Consider the following 17,560-nt stretch of genomic DNA (forward strand, 5'->3'; position numbering starts at 1 on the left):
CCCGATCTTTCGGTTTGTGCGACATCATGATAGATGATAGGCTTCATAGTATGGAAAACTATACTGCTCAGCAGACAGATACTCTGCAAAATTACATCGTAGAGGGAACTCCCGAGGATATCCGCGCGCGCTATGCGGGACTCGCCGATGCGGCTGGTACGACCGATTTCGGCGTACTCGACGAAGATGTGGTCGTGCTCGATACGGAAACGACGGGGTTTTCAGTCAACCACGACGAACTCATGCAGATCGCAGCTGCCCGTATGAGGCACGGGAAAATCGTCGAATGGTTCGTCACCTTCGTCAATCCGGGAAAGCCCATTCCCGAAGACGTTGCACGTCTGACCGACATTCACGATGAGGATGTTGCCGACGCTCCAACGCCCGCCCAGGCGCTCGCTGATCTTGTCGAATTCGTGGGTACATCCGACATTGTGGCCCACAACGCCGAATTCGACCGTAATTTCACGACGAAGAACATGTACGGAACCCCGCTCGCCGATAACGTTTGGATCGATTCGCTCGATCTCGCCCGCATCGCGTTGCCGCGTCTTAAATCCCATCGCCTCATCGATCTGGTGCGGGCGTTCGGCGCGCCGATCTCGACCCATCGAGCCGATGCCGATGTGGAGGCGCTCTGCGCGGTGTACCGCATTCTCCTTGCAGCCGTCGACGCTATGCCGATTGCGCTTGTGGGCGAGATCGCCGGCATGGCGACGGTGGAGGAATGGCCAACCGTGAAAGTGTTCGCGCATTTCGCCCAGCAAAGCGAACCTGTGCCCTTCTCATTGCGTTCGATGCGCTCAAGCAGGGTAAACGCGATCGAGCGTAAAGCGAAGACCGATGCGGACGCCCTAGCTGCCGATCCGGCTCGGGAGCTCGCGTTCCCTTCCGCTGAAACCGTCGAGCAGGCGTTTTCTGCAGACGGCATCGTAGGTTCGCTCTATCCTGATTTCGAAACGCGGGTAGAGCAGGTCATGATGGCCGAAGCGGTGCGCGCTGCCTTCGCATCCTCGACGAATCTCGCCGTCGAAGCGGGTACGGGAGTGGGTAAATCGATGGCGTATCTCGTACCTGCCGCTTTGACCGCGAAGGAGAACAACATCGCGATCGGTGTGGCAACGAAGACGAACGCGCTGCTCGATCAGCTCATGTACAAGGAGCTTCCGCTGCTCGACAAAGCGCTGCGCGCCCGTGCAGCTCAAGCGTGCACGCTTGAGGGAGGAGACGGGGAAGAGGGAGCGACCGCTGCACCGCCGCAGGGCATCGATTTCGCTGCTCTCAAAGGGTTTTCGCACTATCCCTGCTTGCGCAACATCAACCGCATCGTCGTCGCTGGTCCCAAAACCCGCAACGTCGCCGGCCGCGACGTGCCGCAGGCGCCTTCGCTCGCGGGGCTGCTCTCGTTCATCGAACAGAGCGAATACGACGACATCGACGGGCTCAAAATAGACTACCGCACGATGCCGCGCTACACCATCACCACCACAAGCACCGACTGTCTGCGCAGGAAATGCCCGTTTTTCGGTACGATGTGCTTTGTACACGGCGCACGCCGCCGTGCGGAATCGGCCGATATCGTCGTGACGAATCACAGCCTTCTGTTCTGCGACCTTGTGGCCGACGGGGGGCTTTTGCCTCCGATCCGCTACTGGGTCGTCGACGAGGCTCACGGTGCCGAGTCCGAAGCGCGCAAAGCGTTCTCCGTTAACCTCGCCGCCGACGAGATCATGCGCACTGCCGCTCGCGTTGCCGCAGACGACGTTTCGCGCAACGTGTTCATCCGCACTGAACGCCGCCTCGGCGAATCGCCCGATGGCTCGACGCTTCTGTTCGGCCTCACGGCGAAAGCCCGCGGGGCCGGCAAGAAGTTCGAGCAGGCGGCAACCGAATTCACCGCGCATATGAAGGATCTGCTGTACTTCGATCCGAGCAAAAGAAGCAAGGGCTACGAATTCGTGGAGCTGTGGATCAACGATCAGATTCGCGCAAGCGACACCTTCGCCACTCTCTGTTCATACGCACGGATATTCACCGACAAGGCGGAAAAGCTCGTCAAGGCGTGCCAGGACCTCGTCGCATACTTGGAGGACCTCGACGAGGCGGCCGAGCTGCAGCGCGAGATCGCGTCCACGGCGATAAGCCTGAAAGAAATGATGAACGCCGCGGAAACGATCCTCTTCACGGCTCCGCCCACCTACGCCTATGCCGCCACGCTTTCGAAGAAGAGCGAGCGGGTGGCCGAAAACCTCCAAGCGCTTCTCATCGACGTCGGCGACAAGATGAACGAAACGCTGTACGCGAACACCCACTCGGTCGTGTTCGCCTCCGCGACGATGACGGTCGACGGCACGTTCAAGGCGTTCGAACAGGCCCTCGGTTGCAACCGTACGGAATTCTCGAACACAGCGGTGAGCGAGCTGCCTTCGAGCTACAACTTTGACGACCAGATGACGGTGTACGTGGTCGAAGATATGCCCGAACCGAGCGCACCCGGGTATCTCGACGCGCTGCAAAACCTGCTCATCGGCGTGCACCGCGCGCAACAAGGTTCGATGCTCACGTTGTTCACGAACCGCAAAGAGATGGAAAAGTGCTTCGATGCCGTGCAGCCTGTGCTCAAATCGGACGATCTGAGACTCGTCTGTCAGAAATGGGGCGTGTCGGTGAAGGGGCTGCGCGATGATTTCCTCGTCGACGAGCATCTTTCGCTGTTCGCGCTCAAGAGCTTCTGGGAAGGGTTCGACGCCCCCGGCGCGACGCTCAAAGGGGTGGTCATTCCGAAACTGCCGTTCTCGAAGCCGACTGACCCGCTTTCCTGCGAGCGTTCCGATCGCGATCCGCATGCGTGGAGCCACTACGTGCTGCCGGCGGCAGTGCTTGAAACCAAGCAGGCCGCAGGAAGGCTCATTCGCAAGTCGACCGATTCAGGGTCGCTCATCTTAGCTGACAAGCGGCTGATAACCAAAGGCTACGGCCGCGCGTTCCTCAACTCGTTGCCGAGCAAGTCGATCAAGGTATGTTCGGCCGCCGAGGTTATCCGCTGCATTGGGGAAGAGGCTGCGTGCGCTGCAAACGAACAGGCACGGGGTGCGGAAGATCCATCAGCTCACGGCGACGGGGCTTGCGGGGCGCACGAGACGCCGCGAAACCTGCACCAAGGCGCGGATTCTGTGACCTAAACCGTCCTCCGCGCGCCGATACCGTACAATAGGCAGACCATGGGTCGCAAGAACAAGCATACGAAACTGTCGCACGCCGCGCATATCAAACGGCATACCGAAGGTACGTCCAACGAGCTGTCGTTCAGCGTGCTCGACGCCGCTAAAAACGCTGCGGATGCGGAGGAAGGGCGCGATGCCAAGGCGCATGTCCCGCGATTCGGCGGCATTCCGCTGTTCACGCTTCCGGGAAAGAAGAAGCCCCCGACTACGCCGCAGAAAGATGAGCTCATCGCCCTGTCGAGCCGCGGACCTGTCGGCATGGCGGGCCAGCCGACCCCGTCGCTTCCCGTCGCTTCCGAACCTGCCGCATCGGCTGCGCGGCCGAAGTACGAGCCGCCCGTCGACGAGATCGCACGCCGCAAAACAAGGCGGCGCGTCCGCAACGGCCTTGCCATTGCCGCAGCGGTCGTGATTGTGGGGGCGCTCGCAGCAACGGGCGCATCGTTTCTTTATAAAGAGTACACCGCCCATACCGAGAGGGTGTCGAACCTCGATCGTGCGCTTGCGGATTTGACGAGCGCAAGCGAGATCACCGTGGAGATGGATGCGATCATCACGGCGGAAGTTGACGATCAGACAGCCGAGAAGACAGCCGCGGTTAAGGATCGTCTCGGCGAGGCGATCGCGCTGCTTGATTCCGCCGAAGCGTCACTGGTTGCTGCCGAGTCGGATTCCAATCCCCCTCAGGAGAAGGAGGCCGTCATCCGTGCGCGCGCGGCGATCGAGGCGCGGCGTGTCATGATCGAGCAGGGACCCACGCTCATGGATGCCGCGCTTGCGGCAACGCAGGCAGCGGGTACCGTCGAAGCGGCATGGGCGCAGGTAATCGGCGCCGATAAGGTTGCCCGCGAAGCGGCGGATCTCATCGCTGACACCACGATGGAAAACGTGCAGGCGTCGCGAGACAAGAGTGTCGAGGCAAACGAGCTGTTCGCTGGGGCGTTGTCCCAGCTTTGGACGGCGGCAGACCAGTACCCGAGTACCGATCTGTCGGACCAGATAGCCTACGTCGAGAAGAGGATTGCCGCCATGGAACACGCGATCGCTTCGGACGACGCTATCCTCGCGTACAACAAAGAGGAGGCGGCAACGCAAAACGATGCGTACAACGCCGTCGATGCCGAAGCGGCCGAGCTGGCAAAGACGCTGCCCGACAATCCTTCGGAATCGGTGCGCAGTGCGTATCTGCGCGAAACCGAGCAAGCAAGCAAGGTATACGGAGAAGCACGTTTGAAGGCAGAAACCGCAGATTCGTTTATTAATGATTATTTGGGGTCAAACGGCAAATAGCGTATACTTACCTACTGTATGCCTGCATGAAACTATGACCAGATGAAGAACGAAAGGCACGCATATGCCAGAACTAATGGATCATGTTGCGTATCTATCGCAAGAAATCGGTCCTCGTCCTGCCGGAACCGAAGAGGAGCAGCAAGCTGCCCTCTACATAACCGAGCAGATGCAAAAAGACGCGGGTCTTTCAGCGGTGATAGAAGATTTTAACAGCGCTTCGAACGATGAGACCCCGCGTGCGATCTGCTGCGCCGTTACGGTGGCGATAACCGTCGCGTCGCTGTTCTTTGCGGTCCTTGCCATTCCGGCGATGATCCTCACTGCGCTCGCGGGGATCCTGTACGCGCTCGAGGCGACGGGCCATCCGCTCATTTCGCGGTTCTTCGCCCGCGGCGTCAGCCAAAACGTTGTGGCGAAGTACGAACCCGGCTATTCTGCCGATGCGGGCGGCGCGCGCCGAAGGAAGGTCATCCTCGTCGCCCGATACGATAGCGGAAAAGTACGCCCCGAACTCAAAGCGCCCGTTTTGGGCGTTCTGCCTTTTATCCAATGGGCGACGCTCGTGTCCATGGTGCTGCTCCCGATCCTCCTCATCGTGCGCAACCTGTTCTTCTTGCACGCCGAAGGCATCACAGCGATCGTCTTTCTCGTACTGATCGTTATCTTCCTTGTGTTTTCTGCGTTGCCGCTCATTTTCGCCCTTGTCCACAAATTCTCATCGTACAACGAAGCAGCTAACGCGAACGCTGCCGGTACCGCAGTGCTCCTCGATGTCGCGCGCCGCATCGGCCGTGGCCGCGTAAGCGCATTCGAGCTCGCTGCCCGCGCCGAAGCGGACGGAACCGTCATCCATGGCGAAGAGGAGGCACTCGCTTCGGGGTTGGTGCCCGAAGGTGCGAAGCTCGCTTACGAGGCAGCCCGCGTGCAGCCGCCCGAGCCCGCTCCCCAAACCGAAGAAGCGCGCCTTGCCGCTGCGAAGGCGGCCATCGCCGCGCTTACGGGTAAACCGGTCCCCCAGAGCGAGCCCGTGAAAGATATCGCCGACAATCTGGTGCAGGTGAAGGAAGCGCCCATCGGGCAGCCGACCGAAGAAGACCTCCGCGAGCAGCGCGATGAAACGCGCGAAGCGCTGAGCGGTGCGCCGGCAGGGGAGCAGGTCGCCCCAGCAGGTGCCCCTGCAATCGATGGTGCCCAAGCAGGTGTTGCCGCTCTGGCGGGAGATGCTTTAGCCGCAAGTGCTTCTGCGGCCCTTGCAGCCGAAGCCGGCGCTGCTGAGGGTATCCAGCAAGCGGGCGACGTCGCAGCCCTCGCCGCACAAGGGGCGGCGACCTCTCCTTCGAATGACGACGGTTCCACGTCGGTTCCCGATTGGTTCAAGAAAGCGCAGGAGAACGCCAAGAAATCCCGCGAGCCTCAGCCGGGTGAAATCCATCGTTCGCGATACGCCGATGCGGGTGCCGCCGCCGTCGCCGAAGTGTCGGCGCGCGCCGAACAGGAAAAGCGCATGGTCGATCTCGATACCGAAGAGCGCTTGAAGCGCGTGCGCGAGGGCATCATGGCCGAAAAACCCGCGTCGAGCGCACCTGAAACCGAAACGCCGCACGCTCCCGCTGGCGACCTTGCCGCTTTCGGCGATGGTGCCGCAACCGAAGGCACACCTGCCCCGGCGGACGAGCCGGCGGCGGATCCGTGGACGTCTGGCGTCCCGGCCGTTGGTACGCTGCCTTCTCGCGAGCAGGCTCTCGACGCTGAAGCGCTGCCCCATCCGTTCGAGACTCAAACGGATGAGCACGATGTCGGATTGGGATCGGTCGCAGCCATGCCCGGCTCGACGACTTCGATGCCCCCGATCGATGTAGACGATCTGCGAGCTCAGCTCGCTGAAGATATGGGCGCCATGAACGCCGCCGCTCCCAAACCGCCCATCGTCCTTCCCGATATTGGCGCCTCGTCAACGGGCCTTCCGCCGGTTGTCGAGATGGCAAAACAGCGTGCGCCGCTCGCCGAGGCAGAGCAATCGGGCAAGACGGCGGCGAAGAGCCTGCTCACGATGCTTCCCACCATCGGGGCCGAAGAGGTGGCTGCCGAGAAAGAGGGGAAGGATCCTGCCGAGGTGCATCATACAGCACCCGATGCCAAGCCTGATCTGACGGCGCTACCTTCCTTGAGCGGTGCGATATCCAAACCCGCTGATGAAGTAACCGAGCAGGCCCAGGGGACGGGTGCCGTGAGCAAGGCCGGGTCCTTCGCGTCGATGGGAGCGACCGGAACGTTCGCCCCAGTTGGAAACGAGCTCATCGAGAACGTCGATCCCGACGACCTCTACGTCGACGATGCCGACGACTCCGACTACGCGGGCGGCGTCACCGAAACGGGTGCGTACGCCGGGCCGGGGTATGTGGAAATGCCGAAATCGCGGGTGCGCCGCTTCTTCGATCGCTTCGGAAAGAAGAAGAACGACGAAGAGGTGAGCGCTCAGGAATGGCTCGACATCGACGGCGAGTTCGATGCTCGCAGCGTCGGTGCCGCCCGCGGCGGTTGGGAGAGCTTCCAGGAAACGGACTACAGCGAGAGCGATGAAGCATACGACGGATACGATGAATACGACGAGGCCGATACGCTCGGTGAATACGAGGAAGACGAGTTCGGCAAAGCAAACCGTCCCTGGCAGGGCGGTGCGTTCTCGCGCAGACGCCTTGTCGACCAGCAGGCGGAAGACGAGTATAGCGATGATGCCCCCGAAGTGCAGGGAGCGCCTTTGTCACCCTCCGTTCCCTCGGCATCGGGCGAGATGCAGCAGATCTACCAGTTCCGCCATCCCGACGTCAACGTCGAGGTGTGGTTTGTGGCCCTCGGCTCAGAACTCGCCGGCAACGCGGGTATGAAGGCGTTTCTGGCCGAACACGGTACCGAGCTGCGCGGATCGGTTATCATCAACCTCAACGCGCTCGGTGCGGGCGACTTGAGCCTTATCGAGAAGGAGGGCAAGTTCCGCCGCGTGTCCGCTTCGTCGCGCATGAAGCGCTACATGAAGAAAGCGAGCCAGGCTACGGGTCTCGATTCCACGACCGCTTCTATCACTTGGTCGGAAAGCGCTTCTTCGGTTGCCCTTCGCCATGGTTTCCAGGCCATGAGCATCGTGGGCATGAACGGAGCAAAGCCCGCGTACTTCGCCCAAGGAGACGATGTGCTCGAAAACATCGATCCCGACACCCTGTACCAGAACGCCGACTTCGTTATGGAATTACTCAAGAATATATAGCGAGGAAACGCAAAGTTGCAGGTATTGAAGACGCATGCAGTATAATGTCCGCAGCAATGACCACTAGGAAACGCGCCCAGAGCGGAAACGACCTATGCAGTCATAGTAGAAAGAGGGCTATAGCCCGTAGGAACAAGGGTTTCGGCCCAAAGGAATGAACAGAGAGGTTTATCAACCATGGCAATCGAAGCATATTGCGTGAAGTGCAAGGCGAAGAAGGAAATGCAGAACCCCGTCGAGAGCACCACGAAGAACGGCAAGCCGATCACTAAGGGCACCTGCCCCGACTGCGGCACCACCATCTGCCGTATCGGCGCTGCCAAATAGCACCGACGCGCATAGCTCTGTTCGATCCTGATACCGAAAGAACAAAGCAATCGTACGCGGCGACCTTCGGGTCGCCGTTTTTGCGTTTGAGCGAATGAGCGGGTTGCGAAGCCGGGTTGGTTGGCACTGCGCGCAGCAGAGCGGCGGCTCTAGCGGCAACGGGATTGTGATGGAAGCGCGGAGGCAGCGGTGGCGCAGCAGAACGGCAGAGTCGGCGGTCTGCTGCGGTCTGCGGCGGATGCGGCGCGCAGCAGAACGACGGCATGCGGCGAGGTGGCAGACACGGGGGCGGCCGGCGCAGCCACCCAGCACCCCGGCAGCTAAGACGCTTGCGGTCGCCGCGATGTTTCACGTGAAACATCCGTTCGTGTCCGCTCGCGTTGGCTCGCAAATGAGTGGCCGCCGCCGAAAGCCCCGTGCTTGAAAAACGGCCCCGCAGACTACAAAAGCTTCTCGAACACCGCCCGCGTTTTCTCGCGTTCGAGATAATCCTTAATCCGGATGGTGCCGCACTCGCTGTAGCCGTGCTTGAGCAAAAGCCTGCGCATCGGCTCGTTTGCCGGATAGATATCGGCGCAGATGCTCGCTTTTCCTTTTTCACGCGCCAATCGGTCGGCTTCTTCGAGGATGAACAATCCGATTCCGCACCCGCGTGCTTCGGGCGCGACGTTGACCCAATGAAGCGCTGCGTACACAGGACTTCCATCCGATCCTTCGATCAACCACGATCCCTGTAAAGCGAGCTTGTAATGGGGATCGCCGTTGAAATCGAGCGCGAACATCCCGATAACGTCGCATTCGTTTCCCACCACGTAACAGGAACCGCCCTCGATGCTTTTCATGACGCGCCGCGCCGAAGGGTATTTCTTCAATCCTTCGACGATGCCCAATTCCTTAAGCCGCGCATGGCCGCAGGCGAGCAGTGCTTTGATGCGCACGTAATCGTCGTGCGTTGCCTTCCTCGTTGAAAAGCGTTTTAAAACAGAAGCGCGCCCTTCGAACAGGGGAAGATCGTCGGTACTCCCGTCGTAGGGAGTCGGCTCTTCTTGGGCTTCGTCTTCGTCGCGGTTCGTTACGAGGATAACCATGACGACGATCATGGCCACGCCGACGATGTCGATAAGCGTGACTGGCGTGTGCAGCCACACCGCCGAAATGAACGTCGCGGCTACCGGCTCGACGCACCCCACCAGTCCGGCGCGAACCGGGCCCGCATCGGTGATGCCCTGAAGGTAGAGCACGTAGGCGGCTACGGTTCCAATCAGCGTCATGAGCGCCATGACGAGGATCACGGGTCCGCTCAGCGTAACCGGTATAGTCCAAGGCTGCACGAAAGCGGTTGCGACTACGCCTCCCATGAGCATCGCGAGCCCTGTGACGATGAGGCTGCCCCATTTCTTGAGCACTTTCACGGGAAGAAGCGTGTAGAATGCGAGCGCGATCGCCGAGATTCCGCCCCAGAACAGCGCTTCCGGGGGGATGGCGAGCGAGGAGAAGTTCCCTTTGGTCGCTATGAGGAAGACTCCCGCCATGGCAAGCACGAGGCCGACCAGCTCGCGCTTATGCGGAAGGCGCCGCGTGCGGATGCACACGTACACCATGATGACGAGCAGGCCGAGTCTCTCCAGCACGGTGCCGGTGCCGGCGTTCGTATACGATATCGCCGAAAGGTAGCTCATCTGCGTCAGCAACACGCCGAGCAGCGCGAACCCCGCAATCTGAATGAGCGAGGCGCGGTCGCGAAACACGGCGAGCAGGCTCTTCGCATCTTTGACGACGCAGATGACGAGGAAAATGGCGGCGGCCGACAGCAGGCGCACGCACGTGATCCAAGCTACGGGTATATCGAATCCGGTGGTGAGCAGCTGCGCGCACGTGCCTGAAAAGCCCCAGCAGATGCCGCCTGCAGCCGCGCAGATGATGCCCCGAACCACATGGCTCGTCGTTTCGCCCGTTTTACCCCTGCTCAACGCATTCCTCGCTTCCGTTTTCCGTCATCGTACAGCCTAGAACATGCGAAGCCGAAAGGGAAGCACGCGTTTCGCAAGCGAGCGATTCCGCGAAACGAGTTATACTGTTCATTCGAAGTAACCGAGGCTTCCGCATCGCGGTGCGGGGCCGACGCGCAGCGAGAGGGACGATGGGTGTTTAAGGATTCGCCATATCCGCGATGGTTGTTGTGGGCGGTCATCATCGGCGACGGACTGTTCGTCGTGCTCCAAGTTCCTTCGCCGAACTTCTTCGGATTCGGACTCACACCGTTTTACCTGCTTGCTGCCGAGACGCTTGCGTATCTGCTCGGCGGATACGTGGTGTATCGCCTGCGAGCCTATACGAACCGCCGCTTGTACGCCGTCTGCTTCGTCATTGTGGTCGTTGCGTGCGTGCTGCTGTACGCCGTCGAATTGCCCTTCGAAGCGATTATCGCCTTGCAGGTTGTCGTGTATATCGCGCTTGCTTTGCTCAACCTGTGCTGGGGCGTGTGCTTCGCCTCGTTCAAACCCTCCGTTTCGATGGTGCTCGTGATCGGCTCGTACATCATATGGAGCGCGTGTTCGCTTCTCTTCTCGATCACGACGGATAATTCACCCGCGATGACGGGGCTGCGGCTGCTGTTTCCGCTCGCCTCGCTCGTCATCCTGGGATTCTGCTTGGCGCGCCTCGATTTCGGTTCGAAGCAGAAACGCTATACGCCCGAAGAGAGCCCGGCATCCTTCGGCTCGCTCTTGTTCGGCGTGAAGGAGCCGGTGATCGCCACGGTGGCGTTCTCGTTCATTTTCGGCAGCATCATGCAGATGGACATCGTGCAGGGAGCTTCGGGCTACATCGTCTCGCCCGAAGCGCAGGCTGCGACGATCGCCGTTTCGGTGGCGCTTCTCCTCTACGTGCTGCGCGACGGCATGCGCATGCAGTTCAGAGTGCTCGTGGTGGTTCCGCTCGCGCTTGCGACGGTGCTCATGGCACGCGCCGTGCTCGAGGGGCAGTCGTTTTTCGCGAACGGGTTACCGCTCGCCCTGTTCAACTTCTTCGGCCAGCTCGTTTGGATCGTGTTCGCCTGGAAGGGGTATGAAAGCAAGGCGAACTCGCTTGTTTTGTTCGCGTTCGGACTTGGCTCGATGCGGCTTGGTTTGCTGCTTGGCCGCGGGTCGGTCGAAGTGCTTTCGGGTACCATCGGCATTTCGGATGCGACGGCGAACCTCGTTTCCATCGTGGGGCTGTGGGCGCTGTTCATCGGCGTGCTCGTAACCGTGGCGATCATTCTGAGGCGGCAAAACGCCGAAACGACTCCCTTCGAGGCGGATGAGGAAGCGCGTGCGCAGGGGATCGGCGACGTACCGGTTATGTACGGAGGCGCTCCTTCCGCATTCTCCGTTTCGGGAAGCGCTGCACCGACGACCAAGGGAGCTGCCCCCGCTCAAGCGGCGAATGCCTCGGGGAGAGAAGAGCCCGACTTGCCAGCGGATACCGCTTCAGCCGATGCGAACCTCTACGAACGCAAATTCGCCGAGGCGACCGAGGGCGCAGGTCTCACCGAGCGCGAGAGTGAGATCCTCATGATGTATGCGAGCGGGCGCAGCGCCGTGTACATAGCCGAAGAGTTGTACCTTTCCAACTACACGGTCAAGACGCATCTGCGCCGCTGCTACGCGAAACTCGGCATTCATTCGCGCCAAGAGCTGCTCGATATGGTGTGGAAGGGGCAGCTGCCTCCCGCTTAAAGCAATTGCTTGCAACGCGGACGGGGCCCGTCGCTCTATCCGCACTGTGCCTGCTACACGTCCTATGTCGTGCCTGCCTCGCAACCTCCGTCGCGCTTGCCGCATTCGCAGCACCTGCGCTGCGCTACCCTCGTCGCACCTACCGCACCTGGTTTGTCGTGCAATCCGCGTCGCGCGACCCTAGCCGCACTTGCCGCACCTGATTTGTCGCGCAGCCCTTTACCGCACCTACGCTGCGCACCCGCCGTATACGACGATGTTTCACGTGAAACATTTGTTCGCTATCTTCAAAAACCTGAGCGCAAACCCTGTCGTAGCAAGTTTCTAACCTGGGGAAACGACAATATACCTCTTTTTGTTCTACCCGTGAAAACACCCAAATAGTCCCTTTGGAGGTACACGCCGTTTCAAGACGCGGCCTATGATGCGAAGCGTCCTCGGACAGAACGCACAAACCGTGCAAAGCGTGCGGGAATCGCACGATACGAAACCAGGGGACGGGATTCGAAGGGAGAAGGATCATGGAGAAGACATCGCTGGACAGAAGGGGCTTCCTCAAAACATTTGCACTCGGATCGGCTGCCGCCGTCGTGGCAGGGGCGGGCCTTGCGGGGTGCGCACCGCAGCAGAAAGGGTCAGCAAACGCCGCAACCGTCTCGGGTGCCGGTCTTCCCGAGAAGTGGGACGAAGAGTGCGACGTACTCGTTATCGGTTCGGGCTATGCGGGACTTGCCGCCGCGTACGAAGCTTCCAAAGCGGGTGCCGATACGATGATCGTGGAGAAAATGCCCACGACGGGCGGCAACTCCGCCATCGCTGACGGCGACTTCGCCGTGTGCATGTCTTCCGCCCAAAAGGCGAAGGGGATCGAAGATTCAGTTGACAAGTACGTCGCCGACATGATGACTGCGGGACTCGGACTCAACGACGAGGAGAAGTGCCGCGTACTCGCCGAGAAGTCGAACGAGACGTGGGAGTGGACGCAGAGTGAGCTCGGCGTTGAGTGGGATACCGACGAAGAGGGCAACATCAACGTGATTCCCTACGGCGGCCATAACACCGTACGCACGATTCACCCAGCGCTTGGCCACGGTTCCGCCATCACGACGCCTTTGACCGAGAAGCTCGGCGAAATGGGCGTTCCGATCAAGACGGGCCGCATGGTTGTTGCATTCTTCCGTGATGAGACGGGCCGCGTAGTTGGCGTGCAGGTGAACGAGAAGGCGAAGAACAACGACCCGACGAGCGGACAGCCCCTCTACATCAAAGCAAACAAGGGCGTCGTGCTTGCAAGCGGCGGGTTCGGCAAAGACGTTGCCTGGCGGTCGCAGCACGATCCGCGGCTCGGCGATACCGTCGACTGCACCAACCAGGACGGCGCGACGGCCGAAGGCCTTGCGGCGGCCATGAAAGCGGGAGCGCTCACCGTGCACCTCGACTGGATCCAGCTCGGACCGTGGTGCAGTCCCGACGAGACCGGCTACGGCAAAGGCCCGAGCTACATCGACGCAAACGTTGCCTACGGCATGAGCATCGACCCGCAAACCGGAAAGCGCATCGTTAGCGAGCTCGCCGACCGCCGCGTGTACTCGGATGCGATCGTTGCCAACGGCGTGCCGTTGATCCAGGTGGTCGATGAGCAGAACATTCCCAAGTGGAACTACGATGCGAATCTGCAACCCGCGATCGATGCCGGCATCACGAAGAAATTCGACACGATCGAAGAGGTCATTGCTGAATACGATCTTCCCGACGAGTTCCGTGCCCAGATGGATCGCTACAACGGCTACGTCGAGGCGCGCAACGACGAGGAGTTCGGCAAGATGATCCCCGAAGATGCCAAACCGCTCGGCGAAGGCCCCTACTACATCACCCGCATCTGGCCGAAAGTGCACCATACCATGGGCGGCGTAAAGACCAACATGGATGCGCAAGTGCTCGACGTCAACCTGAACCCCATCCCCGGCTTCTATGCTGCAGGCGAAGCGACCGGCGGCGTGCACGGAGCTTGCCGCCTCGGCTCGTGCGCAACGGCTGACTGCTTGGTGAACGGCCGTCTTGCCGGCCAGATGGCAGCGGGCAACGAGGCAAGCGCGTAAGCGACAGCATACGCAGACGCGACTTTTTGCCGGACAGATCCACCCACGACGGGCGCCGAGGCACAGCCGGGCGCCCGTTGCCTGTTCGAAGCGAATTCCGCAGCGCTTCCCGAAAGCATCCACGATGGGTCTTTGAAGGTTCGTTCTCGTGCGCGCTTCGAGTAGAACTGCATGTGAAACCGTGTAGCATTCGGTTCTCTCGCGTGCGCAATCCGCGTGAACTTCGCGCCCTTCTCGGTTCGTCGAGGTGCAAGACGCACCCGTTACAATGCATGGCAGGAAGCCGAGGCGGCATAGGGTGCACACCCCCTCACAGACCATTTCTGATGTATAACAGAAAGGGGGTGGCTCCTATGACGGTTGAGTTTTGGATGCTTGTGATTGCTCTTGCCGAGTTGGTCATACGGGTCGTTGATTTCATCATCGACAAATTCGACCGGCTCCCGTCCAACGAAGCGTTGGACAAGGAGCCCAAAACCTAAACCCGAACCGCCGAAGCGATCCGAGAGCCGTGCGGAGTAACCAGCTCCGTGCGGCTCGACCGTTATTATAAGGGAATCCAGCAGCGTTTCCAAGGAGTGGTTTGTATGCGAATTGAGTTACCGCGCGGCGGTCCTGCATCGCCCCTGTATTTGTAAAGAGTTGAGCTTGTCTATCTCCATATTTCGTTATACAATTTCGTTATACGAAAAGAGTGATTGCGTATGAAGAACGTGTATGTCCACCCTCATGCGCTGAAGCACGGGTTAACCGAAAACGATATCCGCTTTGCATGGGAGCATTTCGTACGGAAGCAACATCGGAAATCTCCCGAGGAAGATAAAATTCTCACGGTAGGATACGACATGCTAGGCCGTCTTATTCAAATGGTTGGACGAGATGCCGATCAGGGAATTCTCGTGTATCATGCGATGACTCCGCCTACCAAGAACGTGCTCAAAGAGCTTAGATTGACGAGGTGATGAGATGATGAAATCGGCAGAAGAGCTAGAAAGACTGTTTGGGGTACGTGCCGAAGACATCGAAAAACTTGCTGCTCCGTGGGAAAATGGTGGCACATCGGGCAAGCCGACGGGGGAAATAACGGTAGGTCGTCCTTTGAAATTCGGCAGCCAGCTCCGTCTTGTCGGGTTCAAGGAAACAGAAAGCAAAATTGATGCTATTGACCGCCGCGCTCAAAACCTCGGCATGAAACGATCCGACTATCTCCGATGGGTTGTGGACCGGGATCTTGCACAAGCTTCGCATCAATGAAGGCTGCGTGCTGCAAACAGCGGGTTCGATGCACGTTGTTTGCACTCGGGTATAATGAGGAAACAGTATTCGCAGCAAACCCCGGTTCAGCAATCCAGAGCGGAGGCATCCATGTCGAGCAATCAAAACGAGCGACCCGCCGTTTCGATACTCGTGCCCACGTATAACGTCGAACGCTATCTTTCGCAGTGCCTCGATTCGCTCTGCGCGCAGACGCTCGAGAACATCGAGATTATCTGCATCAACGACGGTGCCACCGACGGATCGCCCGCTATCCTTCGCGATTTCGCCGCCCGCGATCCGCGCGTTGCGATTATCGACAAGGAGAACTCGGGCTACGGCGCCTCGCTCAACATCGGCATTGAGCAGGCTCGCGGCGAGTACCTGGCCATTGCGGAGCCTGACGACTTCGCCGAACGCACCATGTACGAAACCCTGTACGCGCTTGCTAAACAGCATGACTGCGACCTTGTGAAATCGAACTTCTACGAGTATGCCGAAGGCCGCAACCGCAAGAACCGGAACCTTCAGGGCTATCCCGTGAAAAAGCCGTTCGATCCCGCCGATGAACCTCGGATCATCTGCACGATCCCCTCGATTTGGACCGGGCTGTACCGTACCTCGATGCTCGTAAACGAGGGAATAGCGTTTCGCGAGACACCCGGGGCGGCGTTTCAAGATACGTCGTTCGTGCTCAAAACGTGGTTTGCGGCCAGGCGGTGCGTACTTTCACGCAAGGCGCTGCTCCATTATCGTATGGATAACCCGTCTTCGTCGGTGAAGACATCGAACCGCATCTTCGTGGTGTGCGACGAGCTCGCCGAAAGCGAACGCTTCCTGCACGAGCGACCGAAGAGGTGCGAGCGGTTCATACCGTGGTTTCATGTGGACAAGTGGGGCAAGTACCGCTGGAACTACGAGCGCATCGATCAGGCGTGCCACGAAGAATTCGCCGAGCGGATGGCGGCGGAGTACCGAAGCGCGCGCGATGCGGGCGAGCTCGCAAAGGAGCATTTCAGCGAGCGTGATTGGAGCGCGGTGACCGAATTACTTGAGCGTGGAGCCGCCGCATTCGCTCAAGCCCACCCGGAAACGTTTTAGGCTGAACCGTGGCAAAGCGCATGAAACACGAACAAATGTTTCACGTGAAACATTGCTCGTATGGTGCATGCGTGTCTGCATAGGGCGGCGGAATGGAGCACATCATGGAAGACGTTCGCGTATCAGTCATCGTGCCTTTGTACAACTGCGCCCCGTACATCGAGGAATGCCTCGGATCGCTTAAGGCCCAGACGTTTGGGGATTTCGAGGTACTGTGCGTAGACGATTGCTCGACGGATGATTCCCTCGCTGGTGCGAAGGCCGCAGCGGCCGATGATCCGCGCTTCCGGTTTTTCAAACTCGAACAGAATCGCGGCCAGAGCGCGGCGCGCAACGTGGCGCTCGATCATGCGCACGGCACCTACATCGTGCTGCTCGATGCCGACGACTACTTCGTACCCGATGCGCTCGAAAAGCTCGTCGCCCGCGCTGATAGGCAAAACCTCGACGATCTCTATTTTTCGGCGCAGGCATTCTACGAATCGAAAGAGCTTTTCGGCCTCGTGCGCGAGGAGTACGGCAACCGCCCTGCGTTCGAAGAGGTTGCAACGGGCAAAGAGCTGTTCGCCTACTTCGAAGAACACCGCGAGTTTTTGCCGCATGCCGCGCTTCGCATGGTGAAGCGCTCGCTCGTAGAGCAGCACCGTATTCGGTTTTTCGAGGGCATCATCCACGAGGACGTGCTGTTCACCTTCCAAACGCTCGTGCATTCGCAGCGATCCTCATACTTAAACGAGCCCCTATACATGCGCCGGATTCGCGCAAATTCGACGATGACCGCGAAACGAACCATCGCAAACGTGCGCGGCCATTGGGTATGTGTCCGTGAAATGCGGAAGTGGGTGAGCGCTCACGCGGAAGAGCTCGAGGACAGGTTTCTACGTGCGGCGAGCCGCCGGATGGTCGATTACGCGCTCGTGGCAGCGCACATCTGGTTCGAAGAGGTGGACGAGGCCGATAAAGCTGCGTATCTCGATGAGCTCGATCCCGCCGAGAAGCTGGATTTCTATACGGAGGTCGTGTATCCGGGTGCAGCGCTTCGCGATCTCGAGGACGACATCCGCACGTCGCGAACGTACCAGGTGGGAAACGCGCTCCTCGGCGTGCCGAGGCGCGTTCGCGATCACATGCGGGGAGAGAAAGCGTACCGGGAAGAGCGCGGGTGAAATCGGCGATTGGGCGCCTGTGTGCGTGAGTCTCCGTCCCCCGCCCTGGTTTTCGCCGCCGACCAAGAAATACGTAAACTCCTTCGTGTATTAATTATGATGTGATATCTGATAC

11 protein-coding genes are annotated in these 17,560 nt (G+C 59.7%); 10 read left to right on the forward strand and 1 reads right to left on the reverse strand.

Features of this window, described 5'->3' with window-relative positions; translation table 11 throughout:
• The first annotated feature begins 50 nt into the window (after positions 1 to 50).
• The 4 genes from FJE54_RS03745 to FJE54_RS15960 all read left to right on the forward strand — a co-directional run bounded on the left by FJE54_RS03745 (position 51) and on the right by FJE54_RS15960 (position 8,106).
• Positions 51 to 3,182: a helicase C-terminal domain-containing protein gene (locus FJE54_RS03745; protein WP_139651400.1), complete on the forward strand. Its 3,132-nt coding sequence runs from the start codon at positions 51 to 53 to the stop codon at positions 3,180 to 3,182.
• A gap of 39 nt (positions 3,183 to 3,221) precedes the next feature.
• Positions 3,222 to 4,514: a LemA family protein gene (locus tag FJE54_RS03750; RefSeq protein WP_139651401.1), complete on the forward strand. Its 1,293-nt coding sequence runs from the start codon at positions 3,222 to 3,224 to the stop codon at positions 4,512 to 4,514.
• 64 nt (positions 4,515 to 4,578) lie between these two features.
• Entirely contained in the window at positions 4,579 to 7,779 is a 3,201-nt protein-coding gene (locus FJE54_RS03755; RefSeq protein ID WP_180326545.1) for a zinc-binding metallopeptidase family protein, read from the forward strand.
• Positions 7,780 to 7,956: 177 nt separating this feature from the next.
• Complete coding sequence (locus tag FJE54_RS15960; RefSeq protein ID WP_180326546.1) at positions 7,957 to 8,106, forward strand: DUF5679 domain-containing protein; 150 nt, start codon at positions 7,957 to 7,959, stop codon at positions 8,104 to 8,106.
• A gap of 440 nt (positions 8,107 to 8,546) precedes the next feature.
• Here FJE54_RS15960 and FJE54_RS03760 read toward each other — a convergent pair whose 3' ends face one another.
• On the reverse strand, positions 8,547 to 10,076 hold the full coding sequence (locus FJE54_RS03760) for a GNAT family N-acetyltransferase (RefSeq protein ID WP_255467201.1): 1,530 nt from the start codon (positions 10,074 to 10,076) through the stop codon (positions 8,547 to 8,549).
• A gap of 174 nt (positions 10,077 to 10,250) precedes the next feature.
• Here FJE54_RS03760 and FJE54_RS03765 point away from each other — a divergent pair, with 174 nt between their 5' ends.
• The 6 genes from FJE54_RS03765 to FJE54_RS03785 all read left to right on the forward strand — a co-directional run bounded on the left by FJE54_RS03765 (position 10,251) and on the right by FJE54_RS03785 (position 17,445).
• The gene (locus tag FJE54_RS03765) at positions 10,251 to 11,825 is read left to right on the forward strand and encodes a helix-turn-helix transcriptional regulator (RefSeq protein WP_180326547.1); all 1,575 of its coding nucleotides are present in this window, start codon (positions 10,251 to 10,253) and stop codon (positions 11,823 to 11,825) included.
• Between the two features lie 521 nt (positions 11,826 to 12,346).
• The gene (locus FJE54_RS03770) at positions 12,347 to 13,924 is read left to right on the forward strand and encodes a flavocytochrome c (protein WP_139651403.1); all 1,578 of its coding nucleotides are present in this window, start codon (positions 12,347 to 12,349) and stop codon (positions 13,922 to 13,924) included.
• A gap of 353 nt (positions 13,925 to 14,277) precedes the next feature.
• A complete protein-coding gene (locus FJE54_RS16240) occupies positions 14,278 to 14,406 on the forward strand; it encodes a hypothetical protein (protein WP_255467202.1) in 129 nt (42 codons plus the stop codon).
• Positions 14,407 to 14,890: 484 nt separating this feature from the next.
• A complete protein-coding gene (locus tag FJE54_RS03775) occupies positions 14,891 to 15,178 on the forward strand; it encodes a hypothetical protein (protein ID WP_139651404.1) in 288 nt (95 codons plus the stop codon).
• A 111-nt stretch (positions 15,179 to 15,289) separates the two neighbouring features.
• Positions 15,290 to 16,279 carry a glycosyltransferase family 2 protein gene (locus FJE54_RS03780; RefSeq protein WP_139651405.1) on the forward strand — a complete coding sequence of 330 codons (990 nt, stop codon included), beginning with the start codon at positions 15,290 to 15,292 and terminating at the stop codon, positions 16,277 to 16,279.
• 104 nt (positions 16,280 to 16,383) lie between these two features.
• Positions 16,384 to 17,445 carry a glycosyltransferase family 2 protein gene (locus FJE54_RS03785; RefSeq protein ID WP_180326548.1) on the forward strand — a complete coding sequence of 354 codons (1,062 nt, stop codon included), beginning with the start codon at positions 16,384 to 16,386 and terminating at the stop codon, positions 17,443 to 17,445.
• Positions 17,446 to 17,560: the final 115 nt, after the last annotated feature.

The sequence above is a fragment of the Raoultibacter phocaeensis genome, from assembly GCF_901411515.1.
Lineage (GTDB): Bacteria > Actinomycetota > Coriobacteriia > Coriobacteriales > Eggerthellaceae > Raoultibacter > Raoultibacter phocaeensis.